13 protein-coding genes and 1 pseudogene are annotated in these 17,787 nt (G+C 61.0%); 13 read left to right on the top strand and 1 reads right to left on the bottom strand.

Features of this window, described 5'->3' with window-relative positions; genetic code table 11:
* Positions 1 to 30: 30 nt before the first annotated feature.
* From L6D63_RS09700 to L6D63_RS09680, 6 genes and pseudogenes are all read left to right on the top strand, one after another.
* Positions 31 to 2,616 (top strand): TonB-dependent receptor, encoded by a 2,586-nt coding sequence (locus L6D63_RS09700; protein ID WP_236170315.1) that lies wholly within the window; start codon positions 31 to 33, stop codon positions 2,614 to 2,616.
* Positions 2,617 to 2,727: 111 nt separating this feature from the next.
* Positions 2,728 to 3,324 carry a biliverdin-producing heme oxygenase gene (locus L6D63_RS09695; RefSeq protein ID WP_047296003.1) on the top strand — a complete coding sequence of 199 codons (597 nt, stop codon included), beginning with the start codon at positions 2,728 to 2,730 and terminating at the stop codon, positions 3,322 to 3,324.
* 169 nt (positions 3,325 to 3,493) lie between these two features.
* Entirely contained in the window at positions 3,494 to 3,889 is a 396-nt protein-coding gene (locus L6D63_RS09690) for a YbaN family protein (protein WP_047296005.1), read from the top strand.
* Positions 3,890 to 4,213: 324 nt separating this feature from the next.
* A pseudogene (locus L6D63_RS28785) lies at positions 4,214 to 5,560 on the top strand (methyl-accepting chemotaxis protein); the annotation flags it as partial.
* Positions 5,561 to 5,662: 102 nt separating this feature from the next.
* Positions 5,663 to 6,418, top strand: a complete 756-nt coding sequence (locus tag L6D63_RS28780; RefSeq protein WP_371851367.1) for a methyl-accepting chemotaxis protein — start codon at positions 5,663 to 5,665, stop codon at positions 6,416 to 6,418.
* Positions 6,419 to 6,606: 188 nt separating this feature from the next.
* Positions 6,607 to 7,953, top strand: a complete 1,347-nt coding sequence (locus L6D63_RS09680; RefSeq protein WP_131671163.1) for a CoA transferase — start codon at positions 6,607 to 6,609, stop codon at positions 7,951 to 7,953.
* A 157-nt stretch (positions 7,954 to 8,110) separates the two neighbouring features.
* On the opposite strand, the gene arcD (L6D63_RS09675) is transcribed toward L6D63_RS09680, so the two are convergent.
* A complete protein-coding gene (gene arcD / locus L6D63_RS09675; protein ID WP_095668483.1) occupies positions 8,111 to 9,538 on the bottom strand; it encodes an arginine-ornithine antiporter in 1,428 nt (475 codons plus the stop codon).
* A gap of 425 nt (positions 9,539 to 9,963) precedes the next feature.
* On the opposite strand from arcD (L6D63_RS09675), the gene arcD (L6D63_RS09670) reads away from it, so the two are divergent.
* From arcD (L6D63_RS09670) to gcvH, 7 genes are all read left to right on the top strand, one after another.
* Positions 9,964 to 11,391: an arginine-ornithine antiporter gene (arcD, locus tag L6D63_RS09670; protein ID WP_041068609.1), complete on the top strand. Its 1,428-nt coding sequence runs from the start codon at positions 9,964 to 9,966 to the stop codon at positions 11,389 to 11,391.
* Between the two features lie 34 nt (positions 11,392 to 11,425).
* A complete protein-coding gene (arcA, locus tag L6D63_RS09665; RefSeq protein ID WP_047296012.1) occupies positions 11,426 to 12,682 on the top strand; it encodes an arginine deiminase in 1,257 nt (418 codons plus the stop codon).
* Between the two features lie 69 nt (positions 12,683 to 12,751).
* A complete protein-coding gene (locus L6D63_RS09660; protein ID WP_047296014.1) occupies positions 12,752 to 13,762 on the top strand; it encodes an ornithine carbamoyltransferase in 1,011 nt (336 codons plus the stop codon).
* Positions 13,763 to 13,939: 177 nt separating this feature from the next.
* Positions 13,940 to 14,869, top strand: coding sequence for a carbamate kinase (gene arcC / locus L6D63_RS09655; RefSeq protein WP_236170314.1), 930 nt, complete (start codon positions 13,940 to 13,942; stop codon positions 14,867 to 14,869).
* A gap of 63 nt (positions 14,870 to 14,932) precedes the next feature.
* Positions 14,933 to 15,295, top strand: a complete 363-nt coding sequence (locus tag L6D63_RS09650) for a DUF5064 family protein (RefSeq protein WP_131671162.1) — start codon at positions 14,933 to 14,935, stop codon at positions 15,293 to 15,295.
* A gap of 158 nt (positions 15,296 to 15,453) precedes the next feature.
* Positions 15,454 to 16,962, top strand: a complete 1,509-nt coding sequence (locus tag L6D63_RS09645) for a sigma-54-dependent transcriptional regulator (protein WP_131671161.1) — start codon at positions 15,454 to 15,456, stop codon at positions 16,960 to 16,962.
* Between the two features lie 435 nt (positions 16,963 to 17,397).
* Positions 17,398 to 17,781: a glycine cleavage system protein GcvH gene (gcvH, locus tag L6D63_RS09640; protein ID WP_027612543.1), complete on the top strand. Its 384-nt coding sequence runs from the start codon at positions 17,398 to 17,400 to the stop codon at positions 17,779 to 17,781.
* Positions 17,782 to 17,787: the final 6 nt, after the last annotated feature.

Here is a 17,787-nt window from a genome sequence, read left to right as displayed (position 1 = left end):
TAAAGATTCGTGCGACACGGAGCGCTATCGATGTCCTCTCGCCTTACCCGCAAGACTGATTCCCCTTCCCGCGTATTGTCGCTGCTGACGGCTGCCATCCTCATGGCCGGCACCGCACCGCTGATGGCTGCCACCGAACAACCGGCGCGCAACATGGGTGATTATTCGTTCTCGATCGGCCAGCAATCGCTGGTGTCGGCGCTCAATGCCTTTACCAGCGTCACCGGTTGGCAGGTCGGCTTGCCGGCGGAACTGGGTCAGGGCGTGTCGTCGCCGGGCGTGCGCGGTTCGCTGCCGCCGGAGAAAGCCCTGGAACGCCTGTTGGTGGGGACCAACCTGAGCTTCCGCAAGCTGAGCAACAACAACGTGGTGCTGGAAAAACGCAGCACCAGCGGCACCTTGAATCTGGATCAGGTGACCATCAGCGCCACCCGCCAGGAACAGTCGGTCAACAGCGTGCCGGCCACCGTCACCGTGCAGACCCGCCAGGATCTGGACCGCAACAACGTCAACACCATCAAGGATCTGGTGCGCTACGAGCCGGGCGTGTCCGTCGGCGGCGCCGGTCAGCGCGGCGGTATCAGTGGCTACAACATTCGCGGCATCGACGGCGACCGCATCCTCACTCAGGTCGACGGTGTCGAAGTGCCGGACGGTTTCTTCAACGGCCCGTACGCCAAGACCCAGCGCAATTACGTCGATCCGGAGATCGTCAAGCGCGTGGAAATCCTCCGGGGCCCGGCCTCGGTGCTCTACGGCAGCAACGCCATCGGCGGCGCCGTCAGCTACTACACCCTCGACCCAGACGACATCATCAAGCCCGGCAACGATGTCGGTGCCCGATTGAAGACCGGCTACAGCTCCGCCGATGAGAGCTGGCTGAAATCCGCCACGGTTGCCGGGCGTGCCGAGCAGTTCGACGGCTTGCTGCACTTCAGCCAGCGCGACGGTCATGAAACCGGCTCCTACGGCAGCAACAACGGCACCGGCCTCGCCCGCACCGCCGCCAACCCGGAAGACGTCAAAGCCACCAACGTGCTGGCGAAGATCGGCTGGAACTACAACGACGATTCGCGTCTGGGCCTGACCTACGAGAAGTACAAGGACGACCGCGACACCGATCAGAAAAGCGCTTACGGCGGCCCGTACTTCAACGGCGCCCCGACCATCCCCAACAGCGTGCTGCCCGGCGGCATGTACCAGTGGCGTACCGGCAACGACACCATCACCCGCGAGCGTTTCGGCCTAGAACACAGCTTCGCCCTCGACAGCCTGCTGGCCGATAACGTGAAGTGGAGTCTGAACCACCAGATCGCCAAGACCGACCAGAGCACTGAAGAGTTCTACTACCCGATGACCCGTAAAGTGCTGCGCACCCGCGACACGGTCTACGAGGAAAAACAGTGGGTATTCGATGCGCAACTGGACAAGGCCTTCGCCATCGGTGACACCGATCACGTGCTGACCTACGGCACCACGATCAAACAGCAGAAAGTCACCGGCTCGCGCAGTGGCGACGGCAAATGCCTGGCTGTCGGCCGTGGTTGCACCGCCATCGGCGCCACCAGCGCGGCGGATGTGCTGAAAAAATCCAGCGACTTCCCGGACCCGACCATCAACACCTACAGCCTGTTTGCCCAGGATCAGATCAGCTGGAACAAGTGGACCTTCCTGCCGGGCCTGCGCTACGACTACACCCAGCTCAAGCCGCACATCACTGAAGAATTCCTCAACACCGTGGCCGCCGACGGCAACGGCACCGTCAGCGACGAGAACAAGACCTGGCACAAAGTCTCGCCCAAATTCGGCCTGACCTACGCCCTGACCGACAACTACACCTGGTACGGCCAGTACGCCGAAGGCTTCCGCACGCCGACTGCGAAAGCGCTGTACGGGCGCTTTGAAAACAGCACCACCGGCTACAACGTGGCGCCGAACCCGAACCTGGAACCGGAAAAAAGCAAAAGCTATGAAACCGGTCTGCGCGGCAACTTCGAGCAAGGCTCGTTCGACGTGGCGGTGTTCTATAACAAGTACCGCGACTTCATCAACGAAGACGCCGTCACGCTTGGCTACGACGAGCTGACCTTCCAGTCGAGCAACATCAAGCACGCGACCATCAAGGGTGCCGAAGTCAAAGGTCGCCTGAACCTAGATGCGTTCGGCGCGCCGCAAGGCCTCTACACCCAAGGCTCGATCGCCTACGCCTACGGTCGCAACAACGACAACGGCGAGCCGCTCAACAGCGTCAATCCGCTGACCGGTGTATTCGGTCTGGGTTACGACCAGGACCACTACGGCGGCCTGCTGAGCTGGACCGTGGTGAAGAAAAAGGACCGCGTCGACGACAGCAACTTCAAGTCGCCGGATGGCGTCAGCAGCCAGTTCAAGACCCCGGGCTTCGGCATTCTGGATCTGGCCGGTTATTACAAAGTCACCGACGACGTCACCGTCAGCGGCGGTATCTACAACCTCACCGACAAGAAGTACTGGCTGTGGGATGACGTGCGCGGTTACGACAGCGTCGGCGAAGCTTCGGTGACGCAACCGGCCAACCTCGATCGCCTGACCCAGCCGGGCCGCAACTTCGCGATCAATCTGGTCTGGGACATCTGATCCGCACGGCCCTGCGGCGCGCGTTTAGCGACGCGTCGCGGGGCTTTTTTTACGGTTTGGCACCTGCCCGTTCGTCTCGTTATCAAGCGCCTCTTTTATCAAGGACACCCCATGACCACTTCGGAAAAAGCCCTGCGTTCACAACGCCTGAACCAGATCACCCACGAGCCGCACAGCAAGCTCGACGCGCTGGTCAAAGCCCACGCGCCGTTCGAAACCCGCGCCAACTTTGCGCGTTTCGTGGTCGCGCAGTACCTGTTTCAGTCGGAACTGGTCGATCTCTATAACAACGCCGAACTGACGGCCATCGTCCCGGATCTGCCGGCCCGTTGCCGCGCCGAAGCGGCCAAGGCTGACCTGGCGGACCTCGATACCGACATCCCGGCACCGGTGGCCGGTGCGCTGAAAAACCCGAGCAAGGCCCGCGCCCTCGGCTGGATCTTCGTCTCCGAAGGCTCGAAGCTGGGCGCTGCGTTCCTGATCAAACGCGCGGTGGCGCTGGAGCTGAGCGAAACCTTCGGCGCCCGCCACCTGGGTGAACCGGAAGGTGGCCGCGCCGAGGGTTGGAAAAGCTTCGTGCGTATTCTCGACTCCCTGCCGTTCACCGCCGAAGAGGAAGCCGAAGTCGAGCAAGGCGCAATCGACGCGTTCAACCGCTTCACCGTGCTGCTGGAACAGGCTTACGCCACCGAAGCCGAACCGGCCTGATTTACCGGCACAACACAAAACCCTGTGGGAGCTGGCTTGCCAGCGATGGCGGCGGGTCGGACAAGATCTATTTCGACTGATACATCGCTATCGCTGGCAAGCCAGCTCCCACAGGGGTCTCGACAAGTCTGTAAGATTCCCGTTTCGTCTCACTGTACTCCCCGAGCCCATGCCGCAACCCGCCTCCTCAAAACTCGCCCGCCTGCTGTTCGGCCTGCTGGCCTATGTCAGCCTCGGCATTGGCCTGATCGCCATCGTCGTGCCCGGCCTGCCGACCACCGAGTTCATCCTGCTCGCCGCCTGGGCTGCGACCCGCAGTTCGCCGCGCCTGAGCGCCTGGCTGGAAAACCATCGGCTGTTCGGGCCGATCCTGAGCAACTGGCGCAACGGCAAGATCATCGCGCGCAAGGCCAAAGTCAGTGCCACCGTCAGCATGTTGCTGTGCGCGACATTGATGCTGGTGATGCTCGACCACGGCTGGCCGGTGTATCTGGCGATTGCCGGAATGAGCCTGGGCAATCTGTGGATCTGGTCGCGCCCGGAAGTGATCCCGCCTCCCGCCTGACCGTCCGCTATTTTTGGCAAATGAGCTTTTGTGGTGAGGGGATTCATCCCCGATGGCTGCGCAGCAGCCACTAATCAGGCTCCGCAGAGTTTCAGTTAAAAATGGTTGTCAGGTTTTGGGCCTGCTGCGCAGTCCATCGGGGATGAATCCCCTCACCACAAAGCCTCATCACCAAAAGCTCCTCAGTGTTCACCCGGCTGAAACTTCCCTGTAATTAATCGCCTTTTCAGCACAATCCCCTGCGCAAACGTTTAGCGCTGACCGTTCGTCGGCGAGCGCCTCATGCGCCGTCGCTGCGCGCCGATGAGCAATGCATGGCGCTGAATGGATTTGGCGAACCGGGTAGTTCATCCCCGCGGCCACCTGCTCATTCATTCACGAGATCGCCCCATGTTCGACTCTCTTTCCATTCGCCTGAAAATCGTCCTGCTCTCCGGTCTGTGTCTGCTCGGTGTGGTCGCGCTGATCGTCGGCATGAACATTTACCAGACCAACCAGAACGACGAACTGGTCAGCAACTCCAGCAACCAGTTGCTCACCGCCAGTGTGCAGAACCTGTTGCAGGCCAAGGCAGCCGAGCAAGCGGTGCGGGTACAGAAGACCTTCGGCGAAAGCCTGACGGTGATCACTGCCCTGGCCGACCAGATCAAGGACATGCGGGTGATGGCCGCCAAGCGTTCGCTGGACGCCGCTGCCCTGCGTGAAGAGTTGAACCAGAGCCTGAAAACCGCGTTTGAGCGCAACGACAAGGTGCTCGGCATCTGGCTCGCCTTCGAACCCAACGGCCTTGATGGCAAGGACAGCGAGTTCGTCAACGACGCCGCGCGCCAGTCCAACGAAGCCGGGCGTTTTGCGACCTACTGGAGCCGCGCTGCCGGCTCGGCGCTGAACACAATCATGGTCGAAGAAGACATGACCAAGACCACCCTCAGCGTCAGCGGTACGCCGTACAACAGCTGGTACACCTGCCCTCGCGATAACAAACGCACCTGCCTGCTCGATCCGTACGCCGACACCGTGGGCGGCAAGGAAATGTTGATGACCACCATTTCCGTGCCGCTGATTGTCGACGGCAAGGCCATCGGCGTGGTCGGTGTCGACATCGCCCTTGATGCCCTGCAAGCGGCGGCGGTGGATTCCCAGCGCAACCTGTTCAACAACGCCGGGCACATGCTGATCGTCTCCGGCAGCGGCGTGCTCGGTGCCGACAGTTCCGACGCAACCAAGGTCGGCAAAAAAATCAGCGATACCCTCGGCGCCGACGGCAAGGATCTGTTGCAACTGGTCAGCAGCGGCACGCCGAAGATCCTTGAACAAGGCGAGCTGATTCGGGCGGTGTACCCGGTCGATCCGATTGGCAATTCGCGGGCCTGGGGCGTGGTCATCGACCTGCCGAAACAGGTGCTGCTGGCCGACTCGGTCAAGCTGCAAGCGGTACTCGACGATGCGCAGAAAAGCGGTTTGATCAGCGCGTTGCTGGTGGCCGTGGTCGCAGGTCTGGTCGGTTTGCTGCTGATCTGGCTCACCGCCTCGGGCGTGACCCGGCCGATCAACAGTGTCGCTGAAATGCTGAAAAACATCGCCAGCGGTGAAGGCGATCTGACCCAGCGCCTGAACTACAGCAAGAAGGATGAACTGGGCGAACTGGTGAACTGGTTCAACCGCTTCCTCGACAAGCTGCAACCGACCATCGCCCAGATCAAACAGAGCATCACCGAAGCGCGTGGCACTGCTGATCAATCCTCGGAAATCGCCCGCCAGACCAGCGAAGGCATGCAGGTGCAGTTCCGCGAAATCGATCAGGTCGCCACCGCGTCCAACGAAATGAGCGCCACCGCCCACGACGTCGCCAACAGCGCGTCGAACGCAGCAAACGCCGCCAAGGGCGCCGATCAGTCGGCCCGCGACGGCATGTCGATCATCGAACGCAGCACCCGCGACATCAATCAACTGGCCGACGAAGTCAGCAAAGCGGTGACCGAAGTCGAAGCACTGGCGGTCAACAGCGAGCAGATCGGTTCAGTACTGGAAGTGATCCGCAGCATCGCCGAACAGACCAACCTGCTGGCGCTCAACGCCGCCATCGAAGCGGCCCGCGCCGGGGAAAGCGGTCGTGGTTTCGCAGTAGTCGCCGACGAGGTACGCAACCTCGCCAAGCGCACTCAGGATTCGGTGGAAGAAATCCGCATCGTCATCGAGCGCATCCAGACCGGCACCCGTGGCGTGGTCGCGACCATGCATTCGAGCCAGACCCAGGCACACAACAACGCCGGGCAGATCCGTCAGGCCGTGGACGCGCTGGGCAAGATCAGCGACGCGGTCACCGTAATCAGCGACATGAACCTGCAGATCGCCAGCGCCGCCGAACAACAGAGCGCCGTGGCCGAAGAGGTCAACCGCAACGTCTCGGCGATTCGCACCGTGACCGAAACGCTGACCGAGCAAGCGACTGAGTCGGCGGCGATCAGCAGCCAGCTCAATTCCCTGGCAAGCCAGCAGATGAAGCTGATGGACCAGTTCCGCGTCTGATAATCACCACCGTCCCTGTGGGAGCTGGCTTGCCAGCGATTGCGGTGTGTCAGTCACTCATGTACTGACTGATCCACCGTCATCGCTGGCAAGCCAGCTCCCACAGGGGGCAGCGTGGGTTGTCCGGAATTTCATCTGACCCGAGATTTTTTTGCACTATCATCGCCCTCTCTCCCGGAGGGCCTTCGATGACTGATCTACTCACGTCCATTCAAGCCGCACTCGGCTTACCCCACACGCCGATTCCGTTCACGGGCCATGGCGCACTGCCCTCGGCATTCGCCGTGACCGACCTGGCCTGCGCCAGCATCGGCGCTGCCGGGCAGGCCGTCAGCGAACTGCTCCGGCAACAGACCGGGCACTTGCCCGCGATGGAGGTCGATCGACGTCTGGCCTCGTTCTGGTTCGCCACTTCGCTGCGTCCGATGGGCTGGAACGTTCCGCCGCTGTGGGATCCGGTGGCCGGTGACTACGCAACCGAGGACGGCTGGATCCGCCTGCACACCAACGCCCCGCATCACCGCGCCGCCGCCGAACGCGTGCTGGGCGCCTGCGCCGACCGTGCCGCCATGGCAGCGAACGTCGCGCAATGGCGCAGTGCCGATCTGGAACACGCAGTCGTCGACGCCAACGGCTGCGCCGCCGAAATGCGCAGTTGGGCGCACTGGCAGCAGCATCCGCAGGGGCTGGCAGTGAATGCCGAACCGCTGGTGCATTTCTTCGATGCGCAGGATGAACACAGCAACGCGTGGCAAGGCTCGGCAGCGCAGCCGCTGGCCGGCCTCAAGGTGCTGGACCTGACCCGCGTGCTTGCCGGCCCCACCGCCAGCCGTTTCCTTGCCGGCCTCGGCGCCAATGTGCTGCGCATCGATCCGCCGACCTGGAACGAACCGGGCGTTATCCCGGACATGACCCTTGGCAAACGCTGCGCGCGGCTGGATCTGCAGCAACCGGCAGATCGCGTGGTGTTTGAAAACCTGCTGAAGGACGCCGACATCCTCGTGCACGGCTACCGTGCCGACGCGCTGGAACACCTCGGCTTCGGCAGCGAGCGCCGGCGGCAACTGGCCCCGGGGCTGATCGACGTCTGCCTCAACGCCTACGGCTGGAGCGGCCCGTGGCAGAACCGCCGTGGCTTCGACAGTCTGGTGCAGATGAGCAGCGGCATCGCCGAGGCCGGGCAGCGCTGGAAGCACGCGGATCAACCGACGCCGTTGCCGGTGCAGGCGCTGGACCATGCAACAGGGTATTTGATGGCGGCGAGTGCGATCCGGCTGTTGACGCAACGTTTGAAGACGGGTCGAGGTGGCTCGGCACGCTTGTCGCTGGCGCGCACCGCCAAGCTGTTGATCGAACAGGGGCCGGGGTCGAGCGAAGCGTTGCGGGCTGAAGATGCGCAGGATCAAAGTCTGTCGCTGGAGCAGACTCCATGGGGGCCGGCGCATCGCTTGCTGGTACCGGTGAAGATCAGCGGGACGCCGCTGCAATGGCAGTTGCCGGCCACAGAATTGGGTTCACATCGCCCGCTGTGGTGAAGCCATGGAGGCCTCTTCGCTGGCAAGCCAGCTCCCACAGGTTCAGGGATGTTCACAAACCCTGTGCTCGACACGGACACTGTGGGAGCTGGCTTGCCAGCGATGTGGCAACAACTGACAACACATAATCCGGGTCACCGAAAGGCGAGCGTCAACCTCACAACGACAACACCCCGCTGTACAACCCATACGCTGCCAGCCCCGCACCAATGATCACGCAGGTGAAAATCACCTTCTCGACATGAGTGAACAACGGCTCGCCCTGCTCACGCTTGGCCTTGGCGAACAGCACCACCCCCGGCGCATACAGCAACGCTGACAGCAGCAGGTATTTCACTCCGCCGGCATACAACAGCCACACCGCGTAGCACAGCGCTATGCCGCCGATCAGCAGGTCCTTGGTGCGCTCGGCCGAGGCATGTTCGTAGGTTTCGCCGCGCCCGCTGAGCAGCACCGCGTATGCCGCCGACCACAGGTAAGGCACCAGGATCATCGACGAAGCGAGGTAGATCAGGCTGGTGTAGGTGCCGGCGGAAAACAACGTGATCAGCAGAAAAATCTGAATCATCACGTTGGTCAGCCAGAGCGCATTGACCGGCACGTGGTTGGCGTTTTCCTTTTTCAGGAACGCCGGCATGGTCTTGTCCCGCGCCGTGGCAAACAGGATTTCGGCGCACAACAGCGCCCATGACAGCAACGCGCCGAGCAGCGAAACCGCCAGACCAAGGCTGATCAACAACGCGCCCCATGGCCCGACGATGTGTTCCAGCACCGCCGCCAGCGACGGGTTTTGCAGGGTCGCCAGTTCTGGCTGGCTCATGATCCCCAGCGACAGCACATTGACCAGCACCAGCAGCGCCAGCACGCCGAGAAAACCGATCACCGTGGCGCGGCCGACATCGGTGCGTTTCTCCGCCCGTGCCGAGTACACGCTGGCGCCCTCGATGCCGATGAACACGAACACCGTCACCAGCATCATGTTGCGCACCTGATCCATCACCCCGCCGAAGCTCGGGTTGCTGCGGCCCCAGATGTCGCGGGTAAAGATATCGGCCTTGAACGCCACCGCCGCAATCACGATGAACATGATCAGCGGCACGATCTTGGCGACCGTGGTCACCTGATTGATGAAGGCCGCCTCCTTGATCCCGCGCATCACCAGAAAATGCACGGCCCACAGCAGCACCGACGCACAGCCGATGGCGACCGGCGTGTTGCCCTGGCCAAACACCGGGAAGAAATAACCGAGCGTGCTGAACAGCAACACGAAATAACCGACGTTGCCCAGCCAGGCGCTGATCCAGTAACCCCAGGCGGACGAGAAACCCATGTAGTCGCCAAACCCGGCCTTGGCGTAGGCGTAGACGCCGGAGTCCAGCTCAGGCTTGCGGTTGGCGAGGGTCTGGAACACGAACGCCAGGGTCAGCATGCCGATGGCGGTGATTCCCCAGCCAATCAGGATCGCCCCGGCATCGGCGCGCGCGGCCATGTTCTGCGGCAGGGAAAAAATTCCCCCGCCAATCATCGAACCTACAACCAGGGCGATCAACGCACCAAGGCGCAGCTTTTGCGTCGGTTGCGACATTCTTGTCTCCCTTAATTCATTTTGTAACAACTATTAACTAAATGTCTGATACCGAATGATGCTTATCAGGTAATGCCGAGCAATACCCACTTATATATAGCGACTGACGCTAACGCATAGCACGTTGAGACAGTTTTGTGCGCTGATCCTGATAAATCAATTCTGTACTGAAAACAGATGTGAAAAATTTGCCAAAAGCTGAAAACCAACTAGCGTGATAATTCCAAAGTAATAGGAGAAATTCCCAACCCCATCTGCCGCAAGCCTCTGGAATGGGCCTCTTCGGGCAGCAGCTTTATGCCATCAGCCTTTTCATAAGTCATTCATTAACAATGGAATGTGGCCATGAACTGATCTAAGTCAGCTGTTTGAACAGACAACGGCACTACGCTGTGAACTCTTCTCTCCTGCAATGGAGTCATGCAATGTCTGAAGCTCCCGGAAAACTACGACTCGGTGCACTGGTTGCATTGGTAGTCGGTTCAATGATCGGTGGCGGGATATTCTCTTTGCCACAAAACATGGCCGCCAGCGCCGACGTCGGTGCAGTGCTGATCGGTTGGGCCATCACCGCTGTCGGCATGCTCACCCTCGCTTTTGTCTTTCAAACCCTCGCCAATCGCAAGCCTGACCTGGACGGCGGTGTCTACGCCTACGCCAAGGCCGGATTCGGCGATTACATGGGTTTCTCGTCCGCCTGGGGCTACTGGATCAGCGCCTGGCTGGGTAACGTCGGTTACTTTGTTCTGTTGTTCAGTACCCTCGGGTATTTCTTTCCGGTTTTCGGCGAAGGCAACACGGTGGCCGCCGTGATCGGCGCCTCGGTGCTGCTGTGGGCCGTGCATTTCCTGGTGCTGCGCGGAATCAAGGAAGCGGCGTTCATCAACCTCGTGACCACCGTCGCCAAGGTCGTGCCGCTGCTGCTGTTCGTCCTGATCGCGGTCTTCGCCTTCAAACTGGACATCTTCACCGCTGACATCTGGGGCGTGAAAAACCCGGATCTGGGCAGCGTGATGAACCAGGTGCGCAACATGATGCTGGTCACCGTGTGGGTGTTCATCGGCATTGAAGGCGCGAGCATCTTCTCGGCCCGGGCGGAAAAACGCTCCGACGTCGGCAAGGCCACCGTGATCGGCTTCATCACCGTGCTGCTGTTCCTGGTGCTGGTCAACGTGCTGTCGCTGGGCATCATGACTCAGCCGGAACTGGCCAAACTGCAGAACCCGTCGATGGCTGCCGTGCTCGAGCACGTGGTCGGTCACTGGGGCGCGGTGCTGATCAGCGTCGGTCTGATCATCTCGCTGCTGGGCGCGCTGCTGTCGTGGGTGCTGTTGTGTGCGGAGATCATGTTCGCCGCCGCCAAAGACCACACCATGCCGGAGTTCCTGCGCAAGGAGAACGCCAACCACGTACCGGTCAATGCGTTGTGGCTGACCAACGCGATGGTTCAGTTGTTCCTGATCATCACCCTGTTTTCGGCCAGCACTTACCTGTCGCTGATCTACCTCGCCACTTCGATGATTCTGGTGCCGTACCTGTGGTCGGCGGCCTATGCCCTGCTGCTCGCGGTACGCGGCGAAACCTACGAAGGCTTCGCGGCCGAGCGGCGCAAGGATCTGATCATCGGTGGTATCGCCCTGATCTACGCGGTCTGGCTGCTGTATGCCGGTGGGGTGAAGTACCTGCTGCTCTCGGCCCTGCTGTATGCCCCCGGCGCGATCCTGTTCGCCAAGGCCAAGCTCGAACTCAAACAAGCGGTTTTCACCAACGTCGAGAAGCTGATTTTCGCCGCGGTGGTCGTCGGTGCCCTGGTGGCAGCCTACGGTCTCTACGACGGCTTCCTGACCCTGTAATTGCCCAAGTTTTTACCTCTGGAGGATCACTGCAATGACCACGGAAAAAGTTAAGTACGGCGTCCATTCCGAAGCCGGCAAACTGCGCAAAGTCATGGTTTGCTCCCCAGGTCTGGCCCACCAGCGGCTGACCCCGAACAACTGCGACGAACTGCTGTTTGACGACGTGCTGTGGGTCGCCCAGGCCAAGCGCGACCACTTCGACTTCGTGACCAAAATGCGTGAACGCGGGATCGACGTGCTGGAAATGCACAACCTGCTGACCGACATCGTCGCCATCCCGGAAGCACTGGACTGGATCCTCGAGCGCAAGGTCACTGCCGATTCGGTGGGCCTGGGCCTGATCAGCGAAGTCAAATCCTGGCTGAAAAGCCTTGAGCCACGGCACATCGCCGAATTCCTGATCGGTGGCGTGTCCGCCGACGATCTGCCGGACAGCTTTGGTGGCAAGACCATCCAGATGTTCCGCGACTTCCTCGGCCACTCCAGCTTCATCCTGCCGCCGCTGCCGAACACCCAGTTCACCCGCGACACCACTTGCTGGATCTACGGTGGCGTGACGCTGAACCCGATGTACTGGCCGGCGCGCCGTCAGGAAACCCTGCTGACCACCGCCATCTACAAATTCCATCCGCAATTCACCAACGCCGATTTCGAGATCTGGTACGGCGATCCGGACAAGGACCACGGCAGCTCGACGCTGGAAGGCGGCGACGTGATGCCGATCGGTAACGGCGTGGTGTTGATCGGCATGGGCGAACGCTCATCCCGACAGGCTATCGGCCAACTGGCGCTGAACCTGTTCAAGAACAAAGCCGTGGAGAAAGTCATCGTCGCCGGCCTGCCGAAGTCCCGCGCCGCGATGCACCTGGACACCGTGTTCAGTTTCTGCGACCGCGACCTGGTGACGATTTTCCCGGAAGTGGTGAACCAGATCGTCGCGTTCACCCTGCGCCCTGACGAAAGCAAACAGGGCGGCATCGACATCCGCCGCGAAGAAGGCAGTTTCCTCGACACCGTGGCCAAAGCCCTCAACCTGCCGAAGCTGCGCGTGGTGGAAACCGGCGGCAACAGCTTCGCTGCCGAACGCGAGCAATGGGACGACGGCAACAACGTGGTCGCGGTAGAACCGGGCGTGGTCATCGGCTATGACCGCAACACCTACACCAACACCCTGCTGCGCAAGGCAGGCGTCGAAGTCATCACCATCAGCGCCGGCGAACTCGGCCGTGGTCGCGGCGGCGGCCACTGCATGACCTGCCCGATCATCCGCGACCCAATCGATTACTAAACGACCATCTCCCCGGCCGCACTCACCCTGTAGCGGCCGGGCCGATTACCGAATCCAAGGAGAATCATCATGGCGTTCAACATCCACAACCGTAACCTGCTCAGCCTGGAACACCACACCCCGCGCGAGCTGCGTTATCTGCTCGACCTGTCCCGCGATCTGAAGCGCGCGAAATACACCGGCACCGAGCAGCAACACCTCAAGGGCAACAACATCGCCCTGATCTTCGAAAAAACCTCGACCCGCACCCGTTGCGCGTTCGAAGTGGCGGCCTATGACCAAGGCGCCAACGTCACCTACATTGACCCGAACTCATCGCAGATCGGCCACAAGGAAAGCATGAAAGACACGGCCCGCGTGCTGGGTCGCATGTACGACGCCATCGAGTACCGTGGCTTCAAACAGGAAATCGTCGAAGAGCTGGCGAAGTTCGCCGGGGTCCCGGTGTTCAACGGCCTGACCGATGAATATCACCCAACGCAGATGATCGCCGACGTGCTGACCATGCGTGAACACGCCGACAAGCCGATCCACGAAATCAGCTACGCCTACCTCGGCGATGCGCGCAACAACATGGGCAATTCGCTGCTGCTGGTCGGTGCCAAACTCGGCATGGACGTGCGCATCTGCGCGCCAAAAGCCCTGTGGCCGCATGACGATCTGGTGGATCGCTGCAAGAAATACGCGGAAGAATCCGGTGCACGTATCACCCTCACTGAAGACCCGAAAGCGGCGGTCAAAGGCGTCGACTTCATCCACACCGACGTCTGGGTGTCGATGGGCGAACCGGTGGAAGCCTGGGCCGAGCGCATCCAGCAACTGCTGCCGTATCAGGTCAACGCCGAACTGATGAAAGCCACCGGCAACCCGCGCACCAAGTTCATGCACTGCCTGCCGGCGTTCCACAACAGCGATACCAAGGTCGGCAAACAGATCGCCGAACAGTATCCGCACCTGGCCAACGGCATCGAAGTGACCGACGACGTGTTCGAGTCGCCCGCCTGCATCGCCTTCGAGCAAGCGGAAAACCGCATGCACACGATCAAGGCGATTCTGGTCTCGACCCTGGCGGATCTGTAAACCAATACAGCTCTCACTGACACGACACGGTCACTGTGGGAGCTGGCTTGCCAGCGATTGCGGTATGTCAGCCAGCGACAATGTTGCCTGATCCACCGCCATCGCGGGCAAGCCCGGCTCCCACAGGGATCGCATTCGTCCTGCGAGCTTTCACTGTTTTCCAGAAGGACATGCACCATGCGTATCGTCGTAGCTCTGGGCGGTAACGCCCTGCTCCGCCGTGGCGAGCCGATGACCGCTGACAACCAGCGCGCCAACATCCGCATCGCCACCGAGCAAATCGCCAAGATCCATCCCGGCAACCAACTGGTCATCGCCCACGGCAATGGCCCGCAAGTCGGCCTGCTGTCGCTGCAAGCAGCGGCGTACACCTCCGTCACCCCTTTTCCGCTGGACGTGCTCGGTGCCGAAACCGAAGGCATGATCGGCTACATCATCGAACAGGAACTGGGCAATCTGCTGGACTTCGAGGTGCCGTTCGCCACCCTGTTGACCCAGGTTGAAGTCGACGCCAAGGACCCGGCCTTCCAGAACCCGAGCAAACCGATCGGCCCGGTCTACGAGAAAGCCGAAGCAGAAAAGCTCGCCGCTGAAAAAGGCTGGGCCATCGCCCCGGACGGTGACAAATTCCGCCGCGTGGTGGCCAGCCCTCGGCCAAAACGCATCTTCGAAATCCGTCCGATCAAGTGGCTGCTGGACAAGGGCAGCATCGTCATTTGCGCCGGTGGCGGCGGCATTCCGACCATGTACGACGAGCACCGCAACCTCAAGGGCATCGAGGCGGTGATCGACAAGGATCTGTGCTCGTCGCTGCTGGCCGAGCAACTGGAGGCGGATTTGCTGGTGATCGCCACGGACGTCAACGCGGCATTCATCGATTATGGCAAGCCGACCCAGAAAGCCATCGCCGAAGCGCACCCGGACGAACTCGAACGCCTCGGTTTTGCCGCCGGTTCCATGGGGCCGAAGGTACAGGCAGCCTGCGAGTTCGCGCGCCATACTGGCAAGGTCGCGGTGATCGGTTCGCTGGCGGACATCGAAGCCATCGTTCAGGGCACCGCCGGAACCCGTGTCAGCACCGCGAAGCCGGGCATCAGCTATCGATAACCAGAAACTCCGGGGGCAGGCCCAGGGTCTGCCCTTCTCCCATGCCTTGAGAAGGAGAAACCCATGGCCATATTCAACCCCGGTCATTTGCACATCGAGCGACATGCGTTGACGCCAGAAGACGTCAGCTACGACCTGTGCCTCGACTATGAAGTGTTCACCGATCCACAAAAAGGCAAAGGGATACAGTTCACCCTGCACGGCAATATGCAGGGCAAGGACATGAAGGAAGCGTTTTTCCTGCCCAAGGAAGAGGCTTACAACTTCGCCCGCGACGTGACCCGGATTGCCGAGAAGTACGGGATTCCCAAAACTCACAGCCAGATCGGCTCGGTGCACAAGCATTACGATCTGATGTTTGAGGACATCCGGCAGAAGTTGAATATGCAATCCGGGGATCCGGTCAATCCCGAGCACTTCGAATAACCCCAGAATCAAAAGATCGCAGCCTTCGGCAGCTCCTACATTTATCGCGTTTCTCTGTAGGAGCTGCCGAAGGCTGCGATCTTTTGATCTGATTTCACCATTGCCCCGCCCCAAGGCATACTTGCCCCCCTCCGCATTCCAGAACACTGAACCGCCCCATGCGTATCCACGTCAGCTTCATCGACCGCGTCGGCATCACCCAGGAAGTCCTGGCGATCCTCGGTGGGCGCAATCTCAATCTGGATGCGGTGGAGATGATTCCGCCCAACGTCTACATCGACGCCCCGACCTTGAGCCCGCAAGTGCTCGAAGAACTCAAAGATGCGCTGTTCCGGGTGCGCGGTGTCGAAGCGGTCACGGTGGTCGACATCCTCCCCGGCCAGCGTCGGCACCTGCAGCTCGATGCATTGCTCGCAGCGATGACCGATCCGGTGCTCGCCCTCGACAGCGCCGGGAAAGTGCTGCTGGCCAACCCGGCACTGATCGCGCTGTATGGACGCGAACCGGCGGGTGAAAGCGTCTCTGAACTGTTCAACGATCCGGGACTGCTGGACGCCCTGCTCGAACAAGGCTTCCGTCTGCCGCTGCGCGAGATCACCGTCAATGGCCAGACCCTGTTGCTCGACGCCACGCCGATCACTGACGCCGGCGCGCTGCTGACCCTGTATCAACCGAACCGTATCGGCGAACAACTCTCAGCGTTGCACCACGACCATGCCGAAGGTTTCGATGCGCTGCTCGGCGAATCCCCGGCAATCCGCACCCTCAAGGCCCGCGCGCAACGGGTCGCCGCCCTTGATGCACCGCTGCTGATTCAGGGCGAAACCGGCACCGGCAAAGAGCTGGTGGCCCGCGCCTGCCATGCGATCAGTACGCGACACAGTGCGCCGTTCCTCGCCCTGAACTGCGCGGCCCTGCCGGAGAACCTCGCCGAGAGCGAGCTGTTCGGCTATGCCCCCGGCGCCTTCACCGGCGCGCAACGTGGCGGCAAACCGGGGCTGATGGAACTGGCGAACCAGGGCACAGTGTTTCTCGACGAAATCGGCGAGATGTCGCCGTACTTGCAGGCCAAACTGCTGCGTTTTCTCAACGACGGCAGCTTCCGCCGCGTGGGTGGCGACCGCGAGGTGAAGGTCAACGTGCGGATCCTCAGCGCGACCCACCGTGATCTGGAAAAAATGGTCAGCGAAGGTCTGTTCCGCGAAGACCTGTTCTATCGCCTCAACGTGCTCAACGTCGAAGTGCCGCCGCTGCGCGAACGCGGTCAGGACATCCTGTTGCTGGCGCGCTACTTCATGCAGCAGGCCTGTGCACAGATTCAGCGGCCGGTCTGCCGCCTCGCGCCCGGTACCTATCCGGCACTGCTCGGCAACCGCTGGCCGGGCAACGTGCGGCAGTTGCAGAACGTGATCTTCCGCGCGGCGGCGATCTGCGAAAGCAGTCTGGTGGACATCGGTGACCTCGACATTGCCGGCACCTCGGTGGCGCGGCAGACCGACAGCGACGTCGAGAGCCTTGAACAAGCCGTCGAGTCCTTCGAAAAAACGCTGCTGGAAAAACTCTACGTCAGCTACCCCTCGACCCGCCAACTGGCCAGCCGCCTGCAGACTTCGCACACGGCAATCGCCCATCGCCTGCGCAAGTACGGCATTCCGGGCAAGTCTTAAAATCACCGTAAACTTCCCTGTGGGAGCTGGCTTGCCAGCGATGACGTCGGCACATGCACCATTGATGGTGACTGATCCAGCGCTATCGCTGGCAAGCCAGCTCCCACAGAGCTCTGTGACGGATTCGAAATCCGTTCAAAAACGACCTCCATCTGTACTGAAAGCGCTACAGCGGAACGATATCGCTACACCTTTCGCCAGCGACCGCTGTGCAAGGCTTTGATCCGCTTCAGCTTTTTCCCCCGCCCCAAGCTGTAGCGATTTCGCTACAGAAGCCCTATCCCCATCACAACCAGAAAAGCATAACTATTTGATTTATATAGATAAATCTAAGATGGCCGCGTTCTTGCTAAGTAACCGCTCATAAAATCAGGGCTTTCATGCCCCCGCCTTCCACCGCGTCCACCAGACGAGTCTGGCCCCTTAGGAGTTTCCATGAGCGAGTTGCGTTTTACTGAAGATCACGAATGGCTGCGCACCGAAGCTGACGGCAGCGTTACTGTCGGCATCACCGCTTTCGCGCAGAACGCCTTGGGCGACGTGGTGTTCGTGCAACTGCCTGAGCTGCAGGCTTACGAAAAAGGCGCCGAAGCCGCCACCGTGGAATCGGTGAAAGCCGCCAGCGGCGTGTACATGCCCCTCGACGGTGAAGTTGTGGAAGTGAACCCGGCATTGGACGGCAGCCCGGAACTGGTCAACGAAGATCCGCTGGGCGAAGGCTGGTTCTTCCGCTTTCAGCCAAGTGACGCCGCCGCTGTCGGCAAATTGCTCGATCAAGACGCCTACGACCGTCTGATCAAAGCCCAAGCCGAAGCCTGAGGAGTA

It is taken from the genome of Pseudomonas parakoreensis, from assembly GCF_021602155.1.
Lineage (GTDB): Bacteria > Pseudomonadota > Gammaproteobacteria > Pseudomonadales > Pseudomonadaceae > Aquipseudomonas > Aquipseudomonas parakoreensis.
The sequence above is the reverse complement of the archived record's forward strand: the minus strand, read 5'-3'. Positions and strand labels throughout refer to the sequence as shown.

Bases quoted from the DNA above. Each gene is read 5' to 3' on its own strand.
- L6D63_RS09680 (WP_131671163.1), top strand. From the start codon at position 6,607: ATGACTGATCTACTCACGTCCATTCAAGCCGCACTCGGCTTACCCCAC.
- arcD (WP_095668483.1), bottom strand. From the start codon at position 9,538: ATGTCGCAACCGACGCAAAAGCTGCGCCTTGGTGCGTTGATCGCCCTG.
- L6D63_RS09645 (WP_131671161.1), top strand. From the start codon at position 15,454: ATGCGTATCCACGTCAGCTTCATCGACCGCGTCGGCATCACCCAGGAA.
- L6D63_RS09650 (WP_131671162.1), top strand. From the start codon at position 14,933: ATGGCCATATTCAACCCCGGTCATTTGCACATCGAGCGACATGCGTTG.
- L6D63_RS28780 (WP_371851367.1), top strand. From the start codon at position 5,663: ATGCAGGTGCAGTTCCGCGAAATCGATCAGGTCGCCACCGCGTCCAAC.
- arcC (WP_236170314.1), top strand. From the start codon at position 13,940: ATGCGTATCGTCGTAGCTCTGGGCGGTAACGCCCTGCTCCGCCGTGGC.
- arcD (WP_041068609.1), top strand. From the start codon at position 9,964: ATGTCTGAAGCTCCCGGAAAACTACGACTCGGTGCACTGGTTGCATTG.
- arcA (WP_047296012.1), top strand. From the start codon at position 11,426: ATGACCACGGAAAAAGTTAAGTACGGCGTCCATTCCGAAGCCGGCAAA.
- L6D63_RS09660 (WP_047296014.1), top strand. From the start codon at position 12,752: ATGGCGTTCAACATCCACAACCGTAACCTGCTCAGCCTGGAACACCAC.
- L6D63_RS09700 (WP_236170315.1), top strand. From the start codon at position 31: ATGTCCTCTCGCCTTACCCGCAAGACTGATTCCCCTTCCCGCGTATTG.
- L6D63_RS09690 (WP_047296005.1), top strand. From the start codon at position 3,494: ATGCCGCAACCCGCCTCCTCAAAACTCGCCCGCCTGCTGTTCGGCCTG.
- gcvH (WP_027612543.1), top strand. From the start codon at position 17,398: ATGAGCGAGTTGCGTTTTACTGAAGATCACGAATGGCTGCGCACCGAA.
- L6D63_RS09695 (WP_047296003.1), top strand. From the start codon at position 2,728: ATGACCACTTCGGAAAAAGCCCTGCGTTCACAACGCCTGAACCAGATC.